A 22,768-nucleotide genomic window follows, 5' to 3' on the forward strand; every position below is an offset into this window, starting at 1 on the left:
TTCCGAGGAGTACGCCGTGCAGACCGCAGCCCCCGCGCAGCGCAGGACGACCCGGCCGCGCGCCGACGCCCTGCGCAACCGGGAGCGGATCGTCACCGCCGCCCGCGAGATGTTCGTCGAACTCGGCCCCGACGTGCCGCTCGACGACATCGCCCGCCGGGCCGGCGTCGGCAACGCCACGGTGTACCGCCACTTCCCCGACCGGGACGCGCTGGTCCGCGAGGTCGTCTGCGCCGTCATGGACCGGACGGCCGAGGCGGCCCTGCAGGCGCTCGACGAGACGGGCGACGCCTTCGGCGCCCTGGAGCGCTTCGTGCACGTGGCCGCCGACGAGCGGGTCAGCGCCCTGTGCCCGATGGTCGCCAGCACGTTCGACGAGGAGCACCCGGATCTCGTGGCCGCCCGGCTGCGCGCCGAGCGGCTCGTCGAGGAGCTCATGGAGCGCGCCCGGCAGGCCGGGCAGCTCCGCGGGGACGTCGGCGTCGGGGACCTGATGGTCGCCGTGGCCCAGCTCAGCCGGCCGCCGGCGGGCACCGGCTGCCCGATCGTCGACCGCTTCGCCCACCGTCATCTGCAACTGTTCCTGGACGGACTGCGGGCGCCCGCCCGGTCCGTCCTGACGGGCACGGCCGTGACCATGGAGGACCTGCGCCAGGCCTGACCGAGCGGGCCGGCCCGGCCCACCCCGACCCGATGCCCCGGCCGTCGCCGTGGACGAGCCGTCCCTTCACCGCACTTTTTCTGCTTTCTGCGCTGTTTTTCTGATTCTTCACGTTTTTCCGTCACGAAGTCCCGAAGTGGGTACCCCCATGTCTGAAACAGCCACCAAGGCGCCCGGCGCCCTCCAGCCCGATCCGGGGCGCTGGAAGGCGCTCGTCTTCATCGCCCTCGCCCAGCTGATGGTCGTCCTCGACGCGACCATCGTGAACATCGCCCTGCCCTCCGCCCAGCAGGACCTCGGCATCTCCGACGGCAACCGCCAGTGGGTCGTCACGGCGTACGCCCTCGCCTTCGGCGGACTCCTCCTCTTCGGCGGCCGCATCGCCGACCTGTGGGGCCGCAAGCGCGCCTTCGTCGTCGGCCTGGCCGGCTTCGCCGCGGCCTCCGCGCTGGGCGGCGCGGCGACCAACGAGGCGATGATGTTCGGCGCCCGCGCCCTCCAGGGCGTCTTCGGCGCGCTGCTCGCGCCCGCCGCGCTCTCGCTGCTCGCCGTGACGTTCACGGACGCCAAGGAGCGCGCCAAGGCGTTCGGCATCTACGGCGCGATCGCCGGCGGCGGCGGTGCCGTCGGCCTGATCCTCGGCGGCTTCCTCACCGAGTACCTGGACTGGCGCTGGACGTTCTTCGTGAACATCCCGTTCGCCGTCGTGGCCGCGGCCGGCGCCTACTTCGTCATCCGTGAGCCGGAGGGCGGCCGCAACCGCTCGCCGCTCGACATCCCGGGCGTGATCCTGTCCACCCTGGGCCTGGTGGCCCTCGTCTACGGCTTCACCCGCGCCGAGTCCGAGGGCTGGAGCGACTCCCTGACCGTCGGCATGTTCGTCGCCTCCGGCGTCCTGCTGCTCGCCTTCGTGCTCGTCGAGTCCAAGGTCAAGGCCCCGCTGCTGCCCCTGCGCGTGGTCACCGAGCGCAACCGCGGCGGCGTCTACCTCTCCCTCGGCCTCGCGATCATCGCGATGTTCGGCCTGTTCCTCTTCCTGACCTACTACCTGCAGGTCGTGAAGGGCTACACGCCGGTGAAGACCGGCTTCGCGTTCCTGCCGATGGTGGCGGGCATGATCACCGGTTCCACCCAGATCGGCACCCGGCTGATGACCCGGGTCGCCCCGCGCCTGCTGATGGGCCCGGGCTTCCTGGTCGCCGCGCTCGGCATGCTGCTGCTGACCCGCATGGAGATCGGCTCCTCGTACGCGGGCGTGCTGCTGCCGGGGATGGTGCTGCTGGGTCTCGGCATGGGCACGGCGTTCATGCCGGCCATGTCCCTGTCCACCCAGGGCGTGCAGCCGCGGGACGCCGGTGTCGCCTCCGCGATGGTCAACACCTCGCAGCAGGTGGGCGGCGCGATCGGCACCGCCCTGCTGAACACGGTCGCCGCCTCCGCGACGACGTCCTACATCAAGGACCACCTCGCCTCCGCCGGCTCCCGGCCGCAGCAGCAGCTGGTCCAGCTGGAGGGCATGGTCCACGGCTACACCAGCGCGATCTGGTTCGCCGTCGGCATCCTGGTGGCCGCCGCCGTCATCGTCCTGACCCTCGTCAACGCCGGCAAGCCGGACATGGGCGTGGTGAGCGGCTCGGGCGCCCGGGACGGCGAGGCCGCCGAGGACGCGGTGCCGGTGCCCGTGATCGCCCACTGATCCCGGAGCCCCTCGGCCCACCGGCCGGCTGACGTACGGACCGGCGTGCCGGCCGGGGGGCGTGCGGGTGCCGGCCTAGCGCAGCCAGGGCAGGTCGGCGCCTGCTTCGTTGGGCTGGAGTCCCTCGGCGACGATCTCCATGATCTCGCCGAGGGACTTCTGCTGTTCGGGGGTGAGCCGGTCGAAGAGCGCGTTGCGCACGGCGGTCACGTGGCCCGGCGCGGCGGCCTTCAGCACCTCCATGCCCTGGTCGGTGAGGACCGCGAACTGGCCCCGCTTGTCCGAGGGGCAGTCCTCGCGCCGCACCCATCCGTTCTTCTCCAGACGGGCGACGGCGTGGGAGAGGCGGGAGCGGGTGATCTTGGCGTGCATGGCCAGCTCGGTCATGCGCAGACGCCGGCGGGGGGACTCGGCGAGCTTGACGAGGAGACCGTAGTAGACGTGGGGCATGCCCGCGTCGCGTTGGAGCTGGCGGTCCATGTGGTCCTCGAGCAGGTAGGTGGCGTGCAGGTAGGAGCGCCAGATGCGCTGCTCCTCCGCGGTGAGCCACTGGGGCTCGTCAGGGGATGCGGCTGCCTTCGTCATGGATCCCACTGTACGGGGCCTGTCCTTGAATTTTAAACAAGTGGTGCCTACAGTGAGGGTGTCAGGAAATTTAGAGTTCAAACAATGATGGACACGAGGACCTGTCGAGAGGGCCTCGGAGGGAGCCGCCGTCATGTCCGCCACCGCCCCGGAGCGTGCCGTCCCCCAGGTGCGCATGCCCGCCCTCTACCTCAGCCACGGCGCCCCGCCGCTCGCGGACGACCCCGTCTGGCCCGGCCAGCTCGCCGCCTGGTCCGCCGGCCTGCCCCGCCCCAAGGCGATCCTCATGGTCTCCGCCCACTGGGAGGAGGCCCCGCTCGCCCTCGGCGCCGTCGAGACGGTCCCCCTGGTCCACGACTTCTGGGGCTTCCCCGAGCACTACTACCGGGTGACGTACGAGGCCCCCGGCGCGCCGGAGCTCGCCGAATCCGTGCGCAAGCTGCTGCGCGCCCCCGGCACGCCCGTGCAGGACATCCCCGACCGCGGCCTCGACCACGGCGCCTACGTCCCGCTCGTCGAGATGTTCCCCGAGGCCGACATCCCGGTCCTCCAGATCTCCATGCCGACCCTCGACCCGGTCAGGCTGATGGAGATCGGCCGCAGGCTCGCCCCGCTGCGCGACGAGGGCGTCCTGATCGTCGGCTCCGGCTTCTTCACCCACAACCTGGCCGCGCTGCGGCACACCGGCCCGGGAGTGCCCACCTGGTCGGCGGAGTTCGACGACTGGGGCCGCCGCGCCCTGGAGACCCGCGACTGGGACGCCCTGCTGGACTTCCTGCACAAGGCTCCGGCGGGCCGCTACGCCCACCCGCGCACCGAGCACTTCGCCCCGCTGTTCGTGACCATGGGGGCGGCGGAGGCCGCCGGTGAGCTGGGTGCGCAGAAGTCGGTGATCGACGGGTTCTGGATGGGGCTGGCGAAGCGTTCGGTGCAGTTCGGCTGAGCGACGGGGGCGGCCGGCCGTGCCGCTCGGTCGGTCCGGTGGGGTTCGGCTGGGCGACGGGGCCGGCCGGGGCGAGGCGGGGGACGGGGGCGGTTCGCGGGGGCGGAGGGCGGCGAGGGAGCGGTGCTCCGGGCGGGAGGTCCCTGGGAATCCGCTGTGAGTTCCGTCGTGGGCCGCCCTCCCGGCAACCTTCGGCGGGCGCGGGTCGTCTTCAGGGGTGGGAGAGCGGTCGAGGGCGACGCCCTCCCGAGGGAAATCGCCGTGTCCCCGCTGTGAAGGGCATCTCACCGACGGAGTGGCCGCAGAGGCCACCGAGGCCCGTGAGACCGCCAGGACGCACGGCCTGACCTGCGGATCTGCCCGCTCCGGGGTCCTGCTCCGCTCCGTGCGGCGGACAGGGTACTGCAAGGTCAGAGAAAAAGTGGGGCGGCTTGGGAATTCTGTCCTGATTCCAGTCGTTGTTTCCATCGGATGCAGGGCACCCGAGGAGAGTCCCGAGGAGAGTCCCGGGAGGACCCGAGCGGTTGCCCGGTGTCCACGGACCACCCGCTGACCCACCATCGCAAGGGAGCACGCATGGCAACCCGTGCCGTCGCCCGTCGTCAGTCCGCCACCGGCGAGACGGCCGACGCGGCAAGCAGCGTTCGCGTCCACGGCGGCGAGATCGCCGACCGCGATCTGGTCGGCATGTACCTCGACGAAATCGCGCGCACGCCCCTGCTCGACGCGGCCAAGGAGGTCGAGCTGTCGCAGATCATCGAGGCGGGTGTGTTCGCGCAGCAGGTCCTCGACGGGTACGAGGAGTCCAAGGCGGACGCCTCCCGCGAGGAGCTCGAGGCGCTCGTCGCCGAGGCGGAGCACGCCAAGGACGTCTTCATCCGTTCCAACCTGCGTCTGGTCGTCGCGGTCGCCCGCCGCTACCCCCGCAGCGGTCTGCCCCTGCTCGACCTGATCCAGGAGGGCAACGCCGGCCTGGTCCGCGCGGTCGAGAAGTTCGACTACCGCAAGGGCTTCAAGTTCTCCACGTACGCGACGTGGTGGATCCGCCAGGCGATCACCCGCTCGATAGCGGACCAGTCGCGCACGATCCGGCTGCCCGTCCACCTGGTGGAGGAGCTGGGCCGTATCCGCCGCGTCCAGCGCGAGTTCAACCGGGAGCACGGCCGCGAGCCGGAGCCCGCCGAGATCGCCACCGAGCTCGGTTCCACGCCGGAGCGCGTCATCGACGTCCTCGACTGGGCCCGTGACCCGGTCTCGCTGAACATGTCGGTCGACGACGAGGGCGAGACCCAGTTCGGCGACCTGCTCGAGGACACCTCCGCCGTCTCCCCGGAGCAGTCCGTGCTCACGCTGCTGCGCAGCGAGGAGCTGGACGGCCTGATCGACCGCCTCGAACCGCGCACCGCCTCGATCATCAAGATGCGGTACGGCATCGAGGACGGCCGGGAGCGCACCCTGACCGAGGTCGGCAAGGAGCACGGCCTCACCCGCGAGCGGATCCGGCAGATCGAGAAGCACGCGCTGCTGGAGCTGAAGAAGCTGGCCCGCGACACCGGGTTCGAGGCGGCGGCGTAGGCGACGCGGGGCGGACCGGGCGCTGCCGCGGACGCGAGTGGGCCCGCGGCCGGCGTGACGTGGCCGACGGGGAGCCGCGGCGGGCTCACGCCACCGGCGTGCGCCGGGTGGCGAAAGTCCGCGCAAGGATGGCGCTACAACGCCGCTTCAACCGGGGGGACCGGGGGAACAAGACTTCTGGGCACGGGAGTTCGGATCCCTCGGACCCCGCAGTCCTTCGCGAGAGCTTCGTTTCCGCACTGCGCCGTTCCGTCCACGCACCGCTCGGCACCCACCCGAAACCGCTCCGCACGACCCCCGGACCACGTCCCGACGCACTCCCCCCGGCGCCGGGACTTCCCCGAGCCGGGCCTGGCGCCTGTCCCCCCGGGCGCCGGGGCCCGGCTCCTTCCGCTCCCGGAGCGCCCGATCCGTGGGCGCGCACGCTGAAGGGGGCGGGGCACCCCGTACCTGAACCCCGGGGTGGCCCGCCCGGATGGCAGATTCTGCCACATGGGCATAGCCTGCCGACGTGAGCAGCTCCACCCCCGCACCACCGCCCTCGTCCGGCACGCCCGCCCCCACGTCGCTGACCGAGCGACGCAAAGCGGCGACGAGGATGGAGATCGCCCGAGCGGCGGCCGGCCTCTTCGTGCGCCGGGGCCTGAAGGCCACCCGTGCCGAGGACATCGCCCAGGCCGCCGGCGTCGCCCCGCGCACCTTCTACCGGTACTTCGCCACCAAGGAGGAGGCCGTCGCCCCCCTCTACACGGCCGGCGCCCAGCGCTGGGCCGAGGCGGTGCGCGACGCCCCGCCCGACCTGCCGGTGCCGGAGGCGCTCGAACACGCCGTACGGCACACGCTGACGCCCGGCGCCGCCGTCTCGGCGGCCTCCTGGGAGTGGGCCCGCACCCTGATCCGCCTGGCGGCGAGCAGTCCGGCGCTGAGCAAGGTCTGGGCCGAGGTCTGCCGCACGTCGGAGGGGGTGCTCGCGGAGATCCTCGCGGCGCGCTCGGCCCGGCCCGACAACGTTGCCGAGCCGGCTCCCGCCGACCCCGCCGCCCCCCGCCCCGAGGACGTTCCCGCGCCCCCTCCCACCGCCCACGAGCGTTTCACCGCGGCGGTCGCGGACGCCGCGGTGAGGGTGGCCGTGGAGAGCTGGGCCATGACCGACAGCCCGGCGAGCGGACCGGAGGGACCGGCCGCCCTGGCCCTGCGGAACCTCGAGGCGCTGCGGGGCTTCCGGTGGACGGACGCAGAGGGCGGGGGCCGAGAGGACCGGTGAAGGAGAAGGGCGGGTGGTCTACTCGGCCTCGCCGCAACCCCCCGCCCTCGTCAGCCTCGCGCCCAGTCCCCTCACGCACTCCACCAGTTCGCCCGGCCCCCGTACGGAGAACTCGCACCCCAGCATCGCCAGCCGCACCGCGAGCCACTCCACCGGATCGCCGGTGACCTCGTGGAGCACGCACTCGCCCGGGGCGTCCTCCCTCTCCACCGGCCGCCCGTACCACGCCGGCAACCGCCCCGCCACGAAGTCCGCCGGCGCCGCGAAGGCGACCTCGAACGGGTACGTCTCCTGCCGGCGCTGGATGGACTGCCGCAGGTACTCCGCCGCGTCCCCCTCCGGCACCTCCCGCGGCGCGAACCGGGCCCCGGTGGCGAACGGCTCGCGCACCCGGTCCACGCGGAACGTCCGCCAGTCCTGCCGTTCGAGGTCGTAGGCGACGAGGTACCAGCGCCGTCCGGTCGACACCAGCCGGTACGGCTCGGTCAGCCGGCGCGACTCGGTTCCGTCCTTCGCGCGGTAGGCGAACCGCAGCCGCTCCCGGCCGGCCACCGTGGACGCCATGACGGTGAGCGTCTCGGGCGCGATGCTCGCCCCGTCCCCGCTGGTCAGCGGTGTGGTGGCGGCCTGGAGGGTGGAGACCCGGTGCCGCAGCCGGGAGGGCAGCACCTGCTCGAGCTTGGCCAGTGCCCGCACCGACGCCTCGTCCACCCCCTCCACCGCGTGTCCGGCGCCCGCGCGCAGGCCGACCGCGATCGCCACCGCCTCCTCGTCGTCGAGGACCAGCGGCGGCATGGCCTTGCCCGCGACCAGCCGGTATCCGCCGTCCGAGCCTTTGGTCGCCTGTACGGGATAGCCCAGTTCGCGCAGCCGGTCGATGTCCCGCCGGACCGTGCGGCGGGACACCCGGAGCCGGTCGGCGAGCTCGCCGCCGGGCCATTCGCGGGGCGTCTGGAGGAGCGAGAGGAGCTGCAGCAGCCGTGCCGGAGTGTCCGTCGTCATGGGGACGAGAATGCCCCACCAATAGGACACGATCCGGCCTATTGCCTTCCTACTGTCATGGCATGACCTCCACCGAAGCCACCCCCGCGCCCCGGGGCGCCGCGGGCGACCGCCGCCGCTGGTTCGCCCTCGCGATCGTGATGACCGCGGCCTTCATGGACCTCGTCGACGTCACGATCGTCAACATCGCCATCCCCGCCATCCGGCGGGACGCGGGCGCCTCCTTCAGCCAGATCCAGTGGATCACCGCCGGCTACGCCCTCGCCTTCGCCGCCGGTCTCATCACCGGGGGCCGGCTCGGCGACATCCACGGCCGCAAGCGGGTGTTCCTCGTCGGCATCGGCGGCTTCACCCTCGCCTCCGCGCTGTGCGGCTTCGCCGCCGGCCCCGAGATGCTGGTCGCCTCGCGCGTCCTCCAGGGCGGCATGGCCGCGCTGATGGTGCCGCAGGTCCTGTCGATCGTGCACGCCACCTTCCCGGCGCACGAGCGCGGGAAGGTGTTCGGGCTCTTCGGCGCGATCGTCGGGCTGGGCGCCGTCTCCGGGCCGCTGCTCGGCGCGCTGCTGACGGAGTGGAACCTGTTCGGGCTGGAGTGGCGGCCCATCTTCCTGATCAACCTGCCCGTCGGCGTCGCCGGCCTGGTCCTCGGCAGCCGCTTCATCACCGAGTCCCGCGCGCCGAAGGCGCTCAGGCTGGACCTCGTCGGCGTCGCGCTCGTCACCCTGGGCCTGCTGATGCTGCTCTACCCGCTCACCCGCGGTCGTGAGCTGGGCTGGCCGCTGTGGGGGTACGCGTCGATGGCCGGCGCGCTCGGCGTCTTCGCGGCGCTCGTCGCGTACGAGCGGCGCAAGGGCGCGCGGGACGGTTCGCCGCTGATCGAGCTCTCCCTGTTCCGGGTGAAGAGCTTCGCGGCCGGGATCGCGGTGCAGACGGTCTTCGGCATCGGCCTCGGCATCTTCTTCCTGGTCTGGACGCTGTACATGCAGGACGGCCTGGGCTGGAGCGCGCTGCGCGCCGGGCTGACCGGCATCCCGTTCTCCCTCGCCGTCTCGACGGCCGCCGGGCTGTCCGTCCAGAAGCTGGTCCCGCGCTTCGGCCGCAAGGTGCTCCAGGCCGGCGCGCTGAGCATGGCCGCGGGTGTCCTGCTCTACCTGTGGGAGGCCGAGCGGTACGGCCTCGGCATCACCTCCTGGCAGATGGCGCTGCCGCTGGTCGTGATGGGCGTCGGGATGGGGCTGATCGTCGCCCCGCTGACGGACGCGGTGCTGTCGGAGGTGCCGCGCGCCCACGCCGGTTCGGCGTCCGGGCTCATCAACACCGTGCAGCAGATGGGCAACGCGCTCGGGCTCGGCCTGGTGTCCGTGGTCTTCTTCGGACGGATCGGCGACCGGCTGCGGCCGGCCGAGGTGGGCCCGGAGTTCGTCGCGGCCTTCCAGTACGCCCTCGGGTGGGTGGCCGCGGTGATGGGCGCCATCTTCCTGATCATGTTCGCCCTGCCGAAGCGTCCGGCCCAGCACGTGGAAGGAGCGGTGGACGAGGAGCCGCCGGCGGACGGGGAGCCCCTCGCGGGCGCGGGGCGGCGGACGCCCGCGTCCGGTGCGCAGCCGGAGCGGGAGCTCGTGGGCTGACCACCGGAGCCGACGGGGTCCTCCGGCACGGGCCCGGCACCCGGACGGGTGCCGGGCCCGGGGCCCGTGCCCCCGGCCCGGCCGGTCGCGGCCCCGCGGGACGGGGCTGCGACCGGCCGCTCGTCCGTTTGGCGGCGCTTCACTGCACTTGGGCCGCATGCGAGATGCGTCACGGTACGGGGCCGAAGTCCCGGGCCGTGAGGTCTACTGTGCGCATGCCTGAGGACCTCTCGATCTCCCGGCTGGCCGCCGTGACCCTGCTCGCCCTGGTCTGCGCTGCCCTGCTGACCGGCCTGCGCCACGTCCTGCGCCGCGGCCGTCGCGCCGCGGCCGTGCGGCGTCCCGCGGCGGGCCCGGGCTCCTACCGGACCTCGCAGGACGTCCTTCCCGCCGTCCCGGGCCGGCGCCGGATCGGTCCGTCCCTGGAGGCCGTGGACCTCACCCCGGCGGAGCGGGACGCCTTCGAGCGGCTCGCCCGCCGCCTCGACGGCGGACGCTGAGCGCCCGCCTGCGGGACCGCGCGGCGCCGACCCCGTGACCCGCCGTCAGGAGACCTGGGCCGCGCGCCGCTCCATCGCCTCCCGGGCCGCCGCCTCCGACGGATACACCTCGCACATGTGCCGCCCGTCCGGCGTCGCCGTGTGCTCGACCTCCCACAGGGAGATCTCCCGGCCGTCGCGGAGCAGGAACGCGTGCTCGTAGAGGGCGAAGCCCAGCCCGGCGCGGCCCGCGCGGCACGGGCGCCCGAAGGCCTGGGTGATCTGGTGCGCGAACGCCGTCCGCAGCAGCGTGGCCGTGTCGGCGCCGGGCCGGTCGGGGTTCTCCGCGCGGCGCAGCAGCCGGCGCGCGTGGTCCGCCGAGTCGTCCGGCACGTACACGTGCCGCGGCGCGGGGACCGGCGACAGCTGCACCAGCACCGGCAGCTCGAAGTCGGGCCCCTCCGGCGGCAGCGGCAGCCGGGCCGTGGCGGCCCGCAGCTCCTCCTCGTCGACGTACACCTCGTGCTGCGGCTCGCTGCCGGGCTCGGGGTTGTGGACGAGCTCCCACAGGGTGAGCGCGGAGCCGTCGGCCAGCAGCCAGGTGTGCCGGTACGTCTCGCGGTGCAGTCCCGCGCTGTGGTGCGCGGAGTGCAGTGAGCTGTCGTGCGCGAGCGCGCAGTCGAGCTGCCGCAGACACTCGTCGGGCAGCTCGAACGAGTTCAGGGCGCGGCCGAGGAGCCGCGCGAGGTGCTCCTCCGGAGTCTCGGGCGACTCGGCTGGTCCGTGCGCTGCCGTCTCGTACGGAACGCTCAAGGTCTCTCCCGGCGTCGCTGCATGTCACCTTGTGGGTGCATACCGTAGCCCCTCGGTCGGACATCATGTCCGGGAACCGAGAAAACGTACGCCGGGAAAACGACCGGGCCGCGCGAGATGTTCCCGCACGGCCCGATGGACTGTCGGAAAGCGCCGGTCACAGGCTTGTTCCGCCGAAGCGGGGACCTCCTGGCGCCCGGGGCGGGCGCGCCGTCAGCCGGCGCCGCCGGCGGTCCACTCGCTCCACGCCATGTTCCACCCGTTGAGCCCGTTGTCCGGGGTCACCGTCTTGTCGGGGGAGTTCTTGACGATCACCACGTCGCCGATGAGCGAGTTGTCGTAGAACCACTTGGCGGAGGTGTCGCCCTGCGCGCCCCGCACGTCCGCCAGCCCGACGCAGCCGTGGCTCGTGCCCTCGCGCCCGAACGGCGGATTGCCGCGGTTGTACCAGTAGTTGCCGTGGATGAACGTCCCGGACGTCGTCAGCCGCATCGCGTGCGGCACGTCCCGGATGTCGTACTCCCCGCCCAGGCCGACCGTCCGGCTGTTCATGCGGGTCTGGGTGAACTTCTCCGAGATCACCATCTGCCCGTTGTACGTGGTGTGCTGCGCGCTGCCCGACGAGATCGGCACCGTCCTCAGCGTCCTGCCGTCCCGCACCACCGTCATGGTCTGCGTGTCGACGTCGACCGTGGACACCTGCGAGCGCCCGACGGTGAACGTCACCGTCTTCTTCTGCACGCCGCGGACGCCGTTCGCGCCCTGCACGCCGTCCAGGTCGATCTTCATCGTGACCTCGGAGCCGGCCTTCCAGTACTCCTTGGGCCGGAAGTCGAGCCGCTGCGACCCGAACCAGTGCCCGACCACCTGCTGACCGCTGCTGGAGGTGACCGTGATGTGCGACTGCACGGCCTCGCGGTCGGTGATCGCCTTGTCGAAGGTGAACGACACCGGCATCCCGACGCCGACCGTCGTGCCGTTGTCCGGCGTGTACGTGCCGATGAAGCTGCCCGCCGAACTGACGGTGGTGAAGATGGAGTTGGCGGCGGACGTCCGGCCGTCCGCGTCCTTCGCGGTCGCCGCTATCTCGTACTTCGTCCCCCGCTCCAGCTGCTCCTTCGGCTTCCAGCTGCGGCCGTCGGCCGACAGCGCCCCCGCCACGGCCTCCCCGGTCCCCGCGACCGTCATCCTCACCTCGGTGAGCGTGCCGTCGCTCACCTTCACGCCGGTCGTGTTGATCGACGCGCCCGTCGACCCGTCCTCGGCCGAGATGACGATCTCCGCGGCCGACGTCGTCCCGGCGCCCTTTCCGCCCTTGTCGCCCTTGCCCTCGTTCCCGGCGTCGGCGCTGCCGCCGCAGGCGGTCAGGGTCAGGGCGCCGACCACCAGGGCGGCACAGGCCCCCAGTACGCGCCGCGCTGCTATGTCCGGCGTTGTCACGGGCTGCTCCATCTTCATGTCATGTGCGCGATCCGTTCCCGTACGTGAGGGAAGAGGACGCCGCGCCCGGGGAGGTTCCCCCCGTGCGCCCTGGACGCCACCACGTGACAGAACCGGGACAATCCCGCACCGCCCGAGGTCCCACCCCCGCCACCCCCGCTACGCCCGCCCGTACAGCTCCCCGTACGACGGCCACGTCCCGCCCGCGGTCTCCACGGTCCGCGCGGCGCGCACCGCGCGGACGATCGCGCGGGTCACCATGTCCGCGCCCGCGGCGAGGACGTCGTTCAGAGCGAGCGGGTCGGGGGCGAGCGGACGGGCGCCGGTCGCCAGGGCGAACACCGTGTCCCCGTCGTGGAGCAGGTGCACCGGCCGCACGGCGCGGGCGATGCCGTCGTGCGCCGTGCCCGCCAGCTTCTGCGCCTGGGCCTTCGTGAGGTCCGCGTCGGTGGCGACCACCGCCAGCGTCGTGTTGAGCGGCGCGGGCGCGTTCCTCGCCGCGCACTGCGCGAGGCGCCGGCGCGCGGCGTCGTGCAGCGGCGCGCTCGGATGCTCCACCCGCCCCTGCAGCAGCTCCCCGTACAGCGCGCCCGTCCCGGGTTCCAGCACCGACCCCACCGCGTTGGCCACGACCAGCGCGGCCACCGTGATCCCCGCGTCGAGCACCACGCTCGCCGTGCCGACCCCGCCCTTCATCGCGCCGACCGCCGCGCCCGTGCCGGCGCCCACGCACCCCTGGGGCACGCGCGTGCCCGGTGCGCTCGCCGCGGCCGCCTCGACCGCGGCCCGGCCGGTGGCCGCGTCCGGGCGGGCCCGGAAGTCGCCGCCGCGGCCCAGGTCGAAGACACAGGCGGCGGGCACCACCGGCACGACGTGCGCCGGGTCCGGACCGACGGGCACCCCGCGCCCCCGCTCCTCCAGCCAGGCCATCACCCCGGACGCCGCGTCGAGCCCGTACGCGCTGCCGCCGGTCAGCACGATCGCGTCGACCCGCTGCACCACGTTGCGCGGGTCGAGGGCGTCGGTCTCCTTCGTGCCGGGGCCGCCGCCGCGCACGTCCACCGCGGCGACCGCCCCGCCCTCCGGAGCGAGGACGACCGTGGTGCCGGTGAGCCAACCGTCGCCGGTGCGCGTGGCGTGGCCCACCCGCACACCGGCGACGTCCGTCAGAGCGTCGACTGTCATGGGAGCCAGTCTCGCCCAGCGTGCCGCGGGGGCCGTGGCGTCACACCGAGGCGTTCGAAGCCGGCGGCGCGGCCTTCCGTGCGCCTCCGCGCACGGTGCCGCGCGCCGTCAGCGTCGTTCCGGTCGCCCCTGCCGCAGCCGCAGCCGCAGCCGCAGCCGCAGCTCCCGCCGCTGCCGGCGCCGGGACCGGGCCGGCCGCGGGGACCGCCTGCTCGGGCCCCGTCCCCGTCACCTCCGGGGCCGTACCCTGGGGGGCATGAGCACCCCCTCCGCCCCCGAGCCGCGTGAAGCGCGCGACCCGCGCGAGCCGAAAGCCGCGCTGATCTTCGACGACCCGCTGGACCAGCAGTCCTCGGACGACACGGACCGCGGGTGGGGCGAGCGGCCGGCGGCCGGCGGCGACAGCGCGGCCGACCTCAGGCGCTTCCTCGACGAGAAGCCGCCCCACCACCTGTGACCTACGGCTGGTCGCGTCCCGGGGCCCGCTGGGCGACCAGGGCGTCGCGGATCTCCTTGAGCACCTCCAGCTCGGTCACCTCGATGACCTCGTGCGTGCCCTCCCGCGCCTTCCGGCGCGCCTCCAGCCGCGCCAGGTACTTCGCCATGGGCAGCACCATCAGGAAGTAGACCACCGCCGCGGTGATCAGGAAGGTGAGCGTGGCGCCGAGGACGGAGCCCCACAGGATCCGCACGCCCGTCGCGCTGTCGCCCGTGCCGGTGCAGGGACCCTTGAGGCAGGAGCTGTAGCTGTCCAGGTTCTGGGTGCCGAAGGCCCCGACCAGGGGGTTGATGATTCCCTTCACCACCGAGTTGACGATGTTCGTGAAGGCCGCGCCGATCACCACCGCCACGGCCAGGTCGACGACGTTCCCGCGCATCAGGAAGGACTTGAAGCCCTGCCAGATGTTGGGTTCCTTCTTGTTGCCGCTCACCTAGGGGACACTCCTCGTCTGCACAGGTTGGGGAACGAACAGCTCCGCAACCTACGGCAGGGTGAGGCGAACATGTCCAGTGCGGGGGTGTGAACGAGGGGATCGGTACCGGTTCGCGCGGGCCACGGACGCTGGAAGTCACCACAGCGTCACCGCCAGCCGGGCCGTCGCGCTCGCGCCGGCCAGGCGCGCCGCGGTCGAGCGGGGCACCGACAGCACGACCAGCGCGCCGCCGTCCGGACCGTCCGCGTGGGCCGTCCCGTCCAGCGGTCGCGGCACCTTCGTCACGAGCGCCCCGCGCGCGACCACCCGGGCCTCGCCGCCCGCCGCCGTCTGCTCGGCGGCGATGACGTCGACCCGGTCACCGGGCCGCAGCAGCCGCACGGTGGCCGCGTCGGCGATCCGGACCGGCGCCCGGACGGTCTCGGCGGCGGGCCGGCGTCGTACGGGACCGTCGCTCGAGGCGCGCGCACGGGCGGGCGTGTCCCCGACGGGATGCCCGCGCGCCTGGTCGTCCGCGTCGCCCGGGACCGCCGCCACGAGGGTGGCGGCGGTGACGGCGAGACCGAACGCCAGGGCCCGCCGCCGGCTGAGCGGGAGCCGCCGCAGCGGGTGGCGCCCGCCACGGACCCGCACGGGAGCGAACTGCGGCACCTCGCACGGGGCGGGGACGTCCGCGCCGGGCGGGCGCGGCGGAGACGGGAGGAGGGAAGAGGAAGACCGAGCGGACGGAGGGGACAGCGGGGACGTCGGGGAGAGAGGGGACAGCGGGGAGGGAGGGGACACGGGGGACGGCGACATGCGGTTCACCACCTGCGACGAGGGATCGGCCTGGGGAGCCACGATGCGCCTTCGCGCCGCCGCCCGCCGGGCCCGGTGGACCATCACGAGGTTGTGGACAACTGCCTCACCCGAACGAGAGGCTCCGCCGTGCCTCCCGCCTCTCCCCGTGCCTCCCGCCTCTCCCCGTGCCTCCCGGCCTCAGCCCCGCCCCGTCTCGGGCCTCCCCCACCCCGCCTACGGCAGCTCGAACCCCGGGTTCAGCCCGCCCAGCGCGCTCGTGCACAGGCAGTCGCGGTCGTCGTTCGCCGGCAGTGCGGCCACCGCGTCGAACAGGACGCCGCGCAGCCGGTCGACGTTGGCCGCGAACACCTGCAGCACCTCGTCGTGGGAGACGCCCTCGCCGGTCTCGGCGCCCGCGTCCAGGTCGGTGACCAGGGTCAGCGACGTGTAGCAGAGCTCCAGCTCGCGGGCGAGCGCCGCCTCGGGGTGGCCGGTCATGCCGACCACCGACCAGCCCTGCGCCTGGTGCCACACCGATTCCGCACGGGTGGAGAACCGCGGGCCCTCGATCACGACGAGCGTCCCGCCGTCCACGGGCTCCCAGTCCCGGCCGCGCGCCGCCTTCAGCGCCGCCGAGCGTCCGGCGGGGCAGTAGGGGTCGGCCAGCGACACGTGCACCACGTTGGGCACCGAGCCGTCGGGCAGCGGCAGCCCGTCGAAGTACGTCCCCACGCGCGACTTCGTGCGGTCGACCAGCTGATCGGGCACGAGCAGCGTGCCGGGCCCGAACTCCGGGCGCAGGCCGCCCACCGCGCAGGGGCCGAGGATCTGGCGGGCGCCGACCGACCGCAGGGCCCACAGGTTGGCCCGGTAGTTGATGCGGTGCGGCGGCAGATGGTGGCCGCGTCCGTGCCGGGGCAGGAAGGCGACCCGCCGGCCGGCGATCTCGCCGAGGAAGAGGGAGTCGCTGGGCGATCCGTACGGGGTGTCCACCTGGATCTCGGTCACGTCGTCGAGGAACGAGTAGAAGCCCGAGCCGCCGATTACGCCGATCTCTGCGTTCGCCATGACCAGCACACTAGCCGGAATCGAACACGCCTTGTCCCGGCTTCGCCGAACACGACGGACGCTCCCGCTGCGGGCGACGGAGAACGCCGAGGACCCGGCCGTCGAACGACGGCCGGGTCCCGGTGGAGCGGTCCTACGCGGCGGAGGTGCTGCCGGCGGAGCTCGACGACTTCGTGTCCGAGGACGACGAGGAGGAGGACGACGTGTCCGAGGAGGACGACGACGTCGAGGACGACGACTTGGACGACGCCGGCGAGCTGCTCGACGAGGAGCCGCGGCTGTCGTTGCGGTAGAAGCCGGAGCCCTTGAAGACGATGCCGACCGCGGAGAACACCTTCTTGAGGCGGCCGTTGCAGCTGGGGCACTCGGTCAGGGCGTCGTCGGTGAACTTCTGCACCGCCTCGAGGCCCTCGCCGCACTCGGTGCACTGGTACTGGTAGGTCGGCACTGTCTTCCTCCTGGCACTCTCACTCAATGAGTGCTAACGACGATCCATACTGACGTATTCCTGGGCGTCAGTCCACTGTCACCGGCACGCGGTGACCGACGCCACGTGCGACGGTACGGCCCCCGGGGTGGGCCACCAGCCGGGAGCGCAGGGCCACCAGGACGGCCAGGGCCAGCACGGTGCCGGCCATCGGCACCAGGAATCCGGCGCCGCTTTGGAGCCGGTCCTCCAGCTGTCCGGCGACGGTGACGGCGGCCGCCTGGCCGAGGGCCACCGCACCGGTCAGCCAGGTGAACGCCTCGGTGCGCGCCCCGGCCGGGACCAGGTCCTCCACCAGCGTGTAACCGGTGATCAGCGCGGGCGCGATGCACATGCCGACCAGCAGGCCGAGGCCGCCCAGCACGAGCACCGAGTGCGCGGCCCACAGGCCGGAGGCCGCCAGCGCCAGCGCGGCGTACCCGACGACCAGGCGGTGCCGTGGGGCCGCCTTCCAGGCGACGGCGCCGCAGACCAGGCCGGAGAGCATGTTGCCGGCGGCGAAGACGCCGTACAGGACGCCGTTCAGGCCGGGCTCGCCGATGGACTCGGTGAACGCCGCCAGCGACACCTGCATGCCGCCGAAGACGGAGCCGATGCCCAGGAAGGTCACGATCAGCACGCGCACGCCGGGGACGCGCAGGGCCGAGGAGTGCGCCACGCGCGCGTGCCGGTCGGCGGCGACCGGGGGCTGGCTGCCCTTCCGTGCTGCGAAGAGCAGACCGCCGAGCAGGGTCAGCGAGGCCTCGGTCACCAGGCCGGCGGCCGGGTTCACGGTGGTGCACAGGGCGGTCGCCAGCAGCGGGCCGACGACGAAGGTGAGCTCGTCGGTGACGGACTCGAAGGCCGCCGCGGTGGTCATCAGGGGCGAGCCCTTCAGCTTCACGCCCCAGCGGGCCCGCACCATGGGCCCGACCTGCGGGACCGAGGCGCCCGTCGGCACGGCCGCCGCGAACAGCGCCCACAGCGGGGCGTGGGCGAGGGCGAGCGCCGTCAGGGCCAGGCCCGACACGGCGTGCAGCAGCACGCCGGGGATCAGCACCGCGCGCTGTCCGTAGCGGTCGGCGAGGCGCCCGCTGTAGGGGGCGCACAGGGCCATCGAGACGCCGGTGACGGCCGCGGCGGCGCCCGCCGCGCCGTACGAGCCGGTGGTGTGCTGCACGAGCAGCACGATGGAGAGGGTGAGCATCGCGAACGGCTGACGTGCCGCGAAACCGGGCAGCAGGAACGTCCATGCCCCTCGGGTGCGCAGCAGCTGCCCGTATCCCGGGCGGGAGGATGCCGACGAGTCCTTCGACGGCTCGGTGGTGACCGTGGACGCCACGGCCCGTGCCTTTCTGCCGCCTGGTAGCGCGGCCCCTTCGGTGCGTCGTGCGGGGGCGCCGAGGGCTGTCCTCTTGCGCGGACTGCGGTAGATGCCGGCGCCCACTGCGGGGGGCGTCGCGGCCGCCATACGGTCGCGCCAGCCCTGCGTCAGGCAGAGTTGGTTCGATCAACGTGCGCCTTCATCGTACAGGGATCACCGTCCGTGGCGCCTGTGAAAACGGGCACCACGGGCGGTGATCGCCTCCGAATGAAGGGGGTGTGAACGGTACGAAACACGCACTTAACGCGCGTCGCCGCCCGTGCCCAGCCAGCCGGCCAGCTTGCCGCCGCGTCCCACGGCGCGCAGACGGCGTTCGGCCGCGTCGCGGACGGGGTCGGTGGCGACGACGAGGAGCTCGTCGCCGCGCCGCAGCACGGTCGCGGGCAGCGGCACGAACGAGGTGCCCCCGCGCACGACGAGCGTGACGGCGGCCCCCGCGGGCAGGCGCAGCTCGTTGACCTCCACGCCGTGCATCCTCGACCCCTCGGGGATCTCGACGGACAGCAGGTGGCCGCGCAGCCGCTCCAGCGGCGCCGACTCGATGCCGAGGTCGGCGGCCTCGGCGTCGTCGCCCAGGCGCAGCTTGCGGGCGACCCAGGGGAGCGTCGGCCCCTGGATGAGGGTGTAGACGACGACCAGGACGAAGACGATGTTGAAGATGCGGCGGCTGGCCTCGACGCCCTCCACCATGGGGATCGTCGCCAGGATGATGGGCACGGCGCCGCGCAGCCCGGCCCAGGACAGCAGCGCCTGCTCCGGCCACGGCATCCGGAACGGCGTCAGGCAGAGCACGACGCCGAGCGGACGCGCCACCATCGTCAGCACCAGGCCGATGACGAGCGCGGGCCACACGTCGTCGCCCAGCTCGTGCGGGGTGACCAGCAGGCCCAGCATGACGAACATGCCGATCTGGGCGATCCAGCCCAGGCCCTCGGCGAAACCGCGGGTGGCGGGCCAGTGCGGCAGCTTGGCGTTGCCCATCACCATCGAGGCCAGGTACACGCCCAGGAAGCCGCTGCCGTGCGCCAGGGAGCCCGCCGCGTACGCGACGACGGCGATGGCCATGACGGCGATCGGGTAGAGGCCGGAGGCGGGCAGGGCGACGTGCCGCAGTCCCCAGGAGCCCAGCCAGCCCACCGCGAGGCCGATCGCGGCGCCGATGGCGAGCTCCAGCAGTATCTCGCCGACCAGCACGTACCAGTGCTCGACGGGTCCGGCCGTGGAGAAGGCGACGACCAGGATGACCACCGGGGCGTCGTTGAAGCCGGACTCGGCCTCCAGCGCGCCCGTCACGCGCGCGGGCAGGGGGATGCGGCGCAGGACGGAGAAGACCGCCGCCGCGTCCGTGGAGGACACCACCGCTCCGATGATGAGCGCCTGCCGCCACTCCAGCCCCGTCAGGTAGTGCGCGCCCGCCGCCGTGACCCCGACGCTCACCGCGACCCCGGCCAGCGCCAGCACGGTGGCGGCCGGGAGCACCGGTTTGATCTCCTTCCACTTCGTGCCGAGACCGCCCTCGGCCAGGATCACGACCAGGGCCGCGTATCCGATGACCTGGGTCAGTTCGGCGTTGTCGAAGTGGATGTCGCCGATGCCGTCCTGGCCCATGAGGACACCGATGCCCAGGTAGACGAGGAGGCTGGGGAGCCCGCTGCGCGAGGAGATCCGGACCGCTGCGACGGCGACGAGCAGGACGAGCGAGCAGACGAGCAGGAGCTGGTTGAGGTGGTGGACAGTCAGCGGCGTTCCCTTTCCTGGCGCGCACGTCCCGCGCGCGGGCACACACGTACATCGGACACGAAGCGGGGCGTCGGGGCCCCAACTACTTCGTTACCTTACCTAACTCTTGACGATTTCTTGACGCTCGGCGGGCCGAGATCGAACGCTCATGCGCGCCCGTAGCCCACTCCGCGTCAAGTGCCGTGGAGCCCTGCGCCTATGGTTGCTCCAGCGTTCATTCACAGTCACAGCCCGACCTGCCGCTCTCGTTAGGACAGCAAGGACAGCGATGCCCCCCAACACCACCGCCACAACGGGTGACAAGCCCGGCAAGTCCGGCAGGAAGAAGGGACGAAAAGCCCGACTCCTCGTGCTCGTCCTGGTGCTGGCCGTCATCGGTGGCATCGCCTTCGGCGCCTACTGGTCCATCAGTACCGTGCGCGCCTCCTTCCCGCAGACCAAGGGCTCCCTCACGCTCCAGGGCCTGTCCGGCCCGGTCGACGTGAAGCGGGACGGCTACGGCATCCCGCAGATCTACGCCTCCACGGACGAGGACCTGTTCATGGCGCAGGGCTACGTCCAGGCGCAGGACCGGTTCTACGAGATGGACGTGCGCCGGCACATGACCTCCGGGCGCCTGTCGGAGATGTTCGGCAAGAGCCAGATCGACAACGACGAGTTCCTGCGCACCCTCGGCTGGGACCGGGTCGCCGAGGAGGAGTACGAGACCGAGCTGTCGGACTCCACCAAGAAGTACCTCCAGGCGTACGCCAAGGGTGTCAACGCCTACCTCGCGGGCAAGGGCGCCGAGGAGATCTCCCTGGAGTACGCCGCCCTCGGGTTCACCAACGACTACGAGCCCGCGCAGTGGACCCCCGTCGACTCGGTCTCCTGGCTGAAGGCGATGGCCTGGGACCTGCGCGGCAACATGCAGGACGAGATCGACCGCGCCCTGCTGACCAGCCGCCTCGGCCCGCAGCAGATCGCCGAGCTCTACCCGCAGTACCCGTACGACCGCAACCAGGCGATCGTCCAGGACGGCCAGTACGACGAGCTGAGCGAGGCGTTCGAGCAGAGCGGCGGCTCGGGCGACTCCGACGCGTCCTCCTCGGACGGCTCCACGGACGGCTCGGGCACCTCCGGCGACTCCGGCGAGTCCTCCTCGGACGGTTCCACGGACGGTTCGGGCACGTCCACGGGGGAGGAGGGGTCGGCCCTGCAGAGCCAGCTCTCGGGCCTCTACGACGCCCTGGACGACCTGCCCACGGCCGTCGGCGTGAACGGCAACGGCATCGGCTCCAACTCCTGGGTCGTCGCCGGGAAGCACACGATCAGCGGCAAGCCGCTGCTGGCCAACGACCCGCACCTGTCGGCCTCGCTGCCGTCCGTCTGGTACCAGATGGGCCTGCACTGCCGCACGGTGTCCGCCAAGTGCCAGTACGACGTGGCGGGCTACACCTTCGCCGGCCTGCCCGGAGTCATAATCGGCCACAACAAGGACATCGCCTGGGGCATGACCAACTCCGGCGTCGACGTCACCGACCTCTACCTGGAGAAGCTCTCCGGCGACGGCTACGAGTACGACAACAAGGTCAAGCCCTTCACCACGCGCGAGGAGACCATCGAGGTCGCCGGCGGCACGTCCAAGAAGATCGTGGTCCGGCAGACCGAGGACGGGATGCCCCTGCTGTCCGACCGCGACGACGAACTCGTGCAGGTCGGCAAGAAGGCCACCGTCACCTCGGCCCCCGACCGCGGCGACGGTTACGCCGTCGCGCTGAAGTGGACCGCGCTGGAGCCGGGCACCACCATGGACGCCGTCTTCGCGATGGACAGGGCGGCCGACTGGGACGACTTCCGCGCCGCGGCCGAGAAGTTCGACGTGCCCTCGCAGAACCTGGTCTACGCGGACACCAAGAACCACATCGGCTACCAGCTGCCCGGGAAGATCCCCACGCGCGCGAAGGGCCTCGACGGCTCCGTCCCGGCGCCGGGCTGGAAGTCCAGCGCCCGGTGGACCGGCTACATCGACTTCGACGAGCTGCCCTACGAGTACGACCCGGAGCGCGGCTACATCGTCACGGCCAACCAGGCCGTGATCGACCCGGACGAGTACCCCTACACGCTCACCACGGACTGGGGCTACGGCACCCGCAGTCAGCGCATCACCGACCTGATCAAGCAGAAGATCAAGGGCGGCGGCAAGATCTCCACCGACGACATGCGCCAGATGCAGATGGACAACACCAGCGAGATCGCCAACGAGCTGGTGCCGACGCTGCTGAAGATCAACCTGGACGACCCGAACGTCCGCGAGGCGCAGGAACTGCTCCAGGGCTGGGACCGCACCCAGGACGCCGACTCGGCCGCGGCCGCCTACTTCAACGCGGTCTGGCGCAACATCCTGAAGCTGGCCTTCGGCAACAAGCTGCCCAAGGAGCTGCGGGTCGAGGGCCAGTGCCTGTGGGTCGACCCGGTCAACAGCACCGGGCCGGTCGACGAGACGGGCAAGGTCCGCGAGTGCGGCCGGCGCGACGCCGCCCAGGCGCAGCCGGACGGCGGCGACCGCTGGTTCGAGGTCGTGCGCAACCTCATGGAGAAGCCGGACAGCGACTGGTGGACGACGCCCAAGTCGGCCAGCGGCCGCCTCGGCGCCGACCACGACATGAACAAGCTGTTCGAGCGCGCCATGATCGACGCCCGCTGGGAGCTGACCGCCAAGCTCGGCAAGGACATCGACACCTGGAGCTGGGGCCGGCTGCACCGCCTGTTCCTGAAGAACCAGACCCTGGGCACCAGCGGCCCCGGCTTCCTCCAGTACATCCTCAACCGCGGCCCGTGGAAGCTCGGCGGCGGCGAGGCGGCGGTGAACGCGACCGGCTGGAACGCCGCCGGCGGCTACGAGGTCGTGTGGGTGCCGTCCATGCGGATGGTGGTCAACCTCGACGACCTCGACAAGTCGAAGTGGATCAACCTCACCGGCGCCTCGGGACACGCCTTCAGCGCCCACTACACCGACCAGACGGGCAAGTGGGCCGACGGCGAGCTGCTCGACTGGTCCTTCTCGGCCGAGGCGGTCGACCGGAGCACCGGCGACACCCTGGTGCTCAAGCCCTGAGTCACGGACGATCGACCGGAAGGGGCC

At 72.6% G+C, this 22,768-nt stretch carries 20 protein-coding genes; 9 read left to right on the forward strand and 11 right to left on the reverse strand.

The annotated features are described in order from the left end of the window. The first annotated feature begins 16 nt into the window (after positions 1-16). Together ACH4F6_RS13005 and ACH4F6_RS13010 are read left to right on the forward strand one after the other, a co-directional pair. The gene (locus ACH4F6_RS13005; protein ID WP_397960156.1) at positions 17-661 is read left to right on the forward strand and encodes a TetR/AcrR family transcriptional regulator; all 645 of its coding nucleotides are present in this window, start codon (positions 17-19) and stop codon (positions 659-661) included. Positions 662-809: 148 nt separating this feature from the next. Beyond that, positions 810-2,357 (forward strand): MFS transporter, encoded by a 1,548-nt coding sequence (locus ACH4F6_RS13010; protein WP_397960157.1) that lies wholly within the window; start codon positions 810-812, stop codon positions 2,355-2,357. A gap of 75 nt (positions 2,358-2,432) precedes the next feature. On the opposite strand, the gene ACH4F6_RS13015 is transcribed toward ACH4F6_RS13010, so the two are convergent. Next, on the reverse strand, positions 2,433-2,942 hold the full coding sequence (locus tag ACH4F6_RS13015) for a MarR family winged helix-turn-helix transcriptional regulator (protein WP_397960158.1): 510 nt from the start codon (positions 2,940-2,942) through the stop codon (positions 2,433-2,435). Positions 2,943-3,075: 133 nt separating this feature from the next. On the opposite strand from ACH4F6_RS13015, the gene ACH4F6_RS13020 reads away from it, so the two are divergent. The 3 genes from ACH4F6_RS13020 (at position 3,076) to ACH4F6_RS13030 (ending at position 6,724) form a co-directional block, all read left to right on the forward strand. After that, positions 3,076-3,885 (forward strand): dioxygenase, encoded by an 810-nt coding sequence (locus ACH4F6_RS13020; protein ID WP_397960159.1) that lies wholly within the window; start codon positions 3,076-3,078, stop codon positions 3,883-3,885. Positions 3,886-4,461: 576 nt separating this feature from the next. Beyond that, positions 4,462-5,460: an RNA polymerase sigma factor RpoD/SigA gene (locus ACH4F6_RS13025; protein ID WP_397960160.1), complete on the forward strand. Its 999-nt coding sequence runs from the start codon at positions 4,462-4,464 to the stop codon at positions 5,458-5,460. 511 nt (positions 5,461-5,971) lie between these two features. Beyond that, positions 5,972-6,724 carry a TetR/AcrR family transcriptional regulator gene (locus ACH4F6_RS13030; RefSeq protein WP_397960161.1) on the forward strand — a complete coding sequence of 251 codons (753 nt, stop codon included), beginning with the start codon at positions 5,972-5,974 and terminating at the stop codon, positions 6,722-6,724. 18 nt (positions 6,725-6,742) lie between these two features. Here ACH4F6_RS13030 and ACH4F6_RS13035 read toward each other — a convergent pair whose 3' ends face one another. Further along, positions 6,743-7,726: a helix-turn-helix transcriptional regulator gene (locus ACH4F6_RS13035; RefSeq protein ID WP_397960162.1), complete on the reverse strand. Its 984-nt coding sequence runs from the start codon at positions 7,724-7,726 to the stop codon at positions 6,743-6,745. Positions 7,727-7,788: 62 nt separating this feature from the next. On the opposite strand from ACH4F6_RS13035, the gene ACH4F6_RS13040 reads away from it, so the two are divergent. Together ACH4F6_RS13040 and ACH4F6_RS13045 are read left to right on the forward strand one after the other, a co-directional pair. Beyond that, complete coding sequence (locus ACH4F6_RS13040; RefSeq protein WP_397960163.1) at positions 7,789-9,354, forward strand: MFS transporter; 1,566 nt, start codon at positions 7,789-7,791, stop codon at positions 9,352-9,354. Positions 9,355-9,569: 215 nt separating this feature from the next. Further along, positions 9,570-9,854, forward strand: a complete 285-nt coding sequence (locus ACH4F6_RS13045; protein WP_397960164.1) for a hypothetical protein — start codon at positions 9,570-9,572, stop codon at positions 9,852-9,854. 45 nt (positions 9,855-9,899) lie between these two features. On the opposite strand, the gene ACH4F6_RS13050 is transcribed toward ACH4F6_RS13045, so the two are convergent. The 3 genes from ACH4F6_RS13050 to ACH4F6_RS13060 all read right to left on the reverse strand — a co-directional run bounded on the left by ACH4F6_RS13050 (position 9,900) and on the right by ACH4F6_RS13060 (position 13,271). After that, the gene (locus tag ACH4F6_RS13050) at positions 9,900-10,646 is read right to left on the reverse strand and encodes a DUF6227 family protein (protein WP_397960165.1); all 747 of its coding nucleotides are present in this window, start codon (positions 10,644-10,646) and stop codon (positions 9,900-9,902) included. Positions 10,647-10,859: 213 nt separating this feature from the next. Then, complete coding sequence (locus ACH4F6_RS13055) at positions 10,860-12,086, reverse strand: Ig-like domain-containing protein (RefSeq protein ID WP_397960167.1); 1,227 nt, start codon at positions 12,084-12,086, stop codon at positions 10,860-10,862. 159 nt (positions 12,087-12,245) lie between these two features. Next, positions 12,246-13,271: a P1 family peptidase gene (locus ACH4F6_RS13060; RefSeq protein WP_397960168.1), complete on the reverse strand. Its 1,026-nt coding sequence runs from the start codon at positions 13,269-13,271 to the stop codon at positions 12,246-12,248. A gap of 256 nt (positions 13,272-13,527) precedes the next feature. Between ACH4F6_RS13060 and ACH4F6_RS13065 the strand changes: the two genes are divergently transcribed. Next, positions 13,528-13,728, forward strand: coding sequence for a hypothetical protein (locus tag ACH4F6_RS13065; RefSeq protein ID WP_397960169.1), 201 nt, complete (start codon positions 13,528-13,530; stop codon positions 13,726-13,728). 1 nt (position 13,729) lies between these two features. Here the strand turns inward: ACH4F6_RS13065 and mscL are convergent, their stop codons facing one another. From mscL to ACH4F6_RS13095, 6 genes are all read right to left on the reverse strand, one after another. Continuing rightward, positions 13,730-14,203 carry a large conductance mechanosensitive channel protein MscL gene (gene mscL, locus ACH4F6_RS13070; protein WP_397960170.1) on the reverse strand — a complete coding sequence of 158 codons (474 nt, stop codon included), beginning with the start codon at positions 14,201-14,203 and terminating at the stop codon, positions 13,730-13,732. Between the two features lie 138 nt (positions 14,204-14,341). Then, positions 14,342-14,839 (reverse strand): RcpC/CpaB family pilus assembly protein, encoded by a 498-nt coding sequence (locus tag ACH4F6_RS13075; protein WP_397960171.1) that lies wholly within the window; start codon positions 14,837-14,839, stop codon positions 14,342-14,344. 381 nt (positions 14,840-15,220) lie between these two features. Further along, positions 15,221-16,054, reverse strand: coding sequence for an S-methyl-5'-thioadenosine phosphorylase (locus ACH4F6_RS13080; protein WP_397960172.1), 834 nt, complete (start codon positions 16,052-16,054; stop codon positions 15,221-15,223). Positions 16,055-16,187: 133 nt separating this feature from the next. Beyond that, positions 16,188-16,502 (reverse strand): FmdB family zinc ribbon protein, encoded by a 315-nt coding sequence (locus tag ACH4F6_RS13085; protein ID WP_397960173.1) that lies wholly within the window; start codon positions 16,500-16,502, stop codon positions 16,188-16,190. Between the two features lie 67 nt (positions 16,503-16,569). Continuing rightward, a complete protein-coding gene (locus ACH4F6_RS13090) occupies positions 16,570-17,862 on the reverse strand; it encodes an MFS transporter (RefSeq protein ID WP_397960175.1) in 1,293 nt (430 codons plus the stop codon). A gap of 282 nt (positions 17,863-18,144) precedes the next feature. Next, complete coding sequence (locus tag ACH4F6_RS13095; protein WP_397960176.1) at positions 18,145-19,686, reverse strand: potassium/proton antiporter; 1,542 nt, start codon at positions 19,684-19,686, stop codon at positions 18,145-18,147. A gap of 226 nt (positions 19,687-19,912) precedes the next feature. Between ACH4F6_RS13095 and ACH4F6_RS13100 the strand changes: the two genes are divergently transcribed. Next, a complete protein-coding gene (locus ACH4F6_RS13100) occupies positions 19,913-22,741 on the forward strand; it encodes a penicillin acylase family protein (RefSeq protein ID WP_397960177.1) in 2,829 nt (942 codons plus the stop codon). Positions 22,742-22,768 lie beyond the last annotated feature (27 nt).

Origin of the sequence: Streptomyces sp. NPDC017936, from assembly GCF_044328485.1 — a bacterium.
GTDB lineage: Bacteria > Actinomycetota > Actinomycetes > Streptomycetales > Streptomycetaceae > Streptomyces.

Coding starts and splice junctions, on each gene's coding strand:
- ACH4F6_RS13010 (WP_397960157.1), top strand. CDS start 810: ATGTCTGAAACAGCCACCAAGGCGCCCGGCGCCCTCCAGCCCGATCCG.
- ACH4F6_RS13015 (WP_397960158.1), bottom strand. CDS start 2,942: ATGACGAAGGCAGCCGCATCCCCTGACGAGCCCCAGTGGCTCACCGCG.
- ACH4F6_RS13020 (WP_397960159.1), top strand. CDS start 3,076: ATGTCCGCCACCGCCCCGGAGCGTGCCGTCCCCCAGGTGCGCATGCCC.
- ACH4F6_RS13025 (WP_397960160.1), top strand. CDS start 4,462: ATGGCAACCCGTGCCGTCGCCCGTCGTCAGTCCGCCACCGGCGAGACG.
- ACH4F6_RS13035 (WP_397960162.1), bottom strand. CDS start 7,726: ATGACGACGGACACTCCGGCACGGCTGCTGCAGCTCCTCTCGCTCCTC.
- ACH4F6_RS13040 (WP_397960163.1), top strand. CDS start 7,789: ATGACCTCCACCGAAGCCACCCCCGCGCCCCGGGGCGCCGCGGGCGAC.
- ACH4F6_RS13045 (WP_397960164.1), top strand. CDS start 9,570: ATGCCTGAGGACCTCTCGATCTCCCGGCTGGCCGCCGTGACCCTGCTC.
- ACH4F6_RS13060 (WP_397960168.1), bottom strand. CDS start 13,271: ATGACAGTCGACGCTCTGACGGACGTCGCCGGTGTGCGGGTGGGCCAC.
- ACH4F6_RS13065 (WP_397960169.1), top strand. CDS start 13,528: ATGAGCACCCCCTCCGCCCCCGAGCCGCGTGAAGCGCGCGACCCGCGC.
- ACH4F6_RS13080 (WP_397960172.1), bottom strand. CDS start 16,054: ATGGCGAACGCAGAGATCGGCGTAATCGGCGGCTCGGGCTTCTACTCG.
- ACH4F6_RS13100 (WP_397960177.1), top strand. CDS start 19,913: ATGCCCCCCAACACCACCGCCACAACGGGTGACAAGCCCGGCAAGTCC.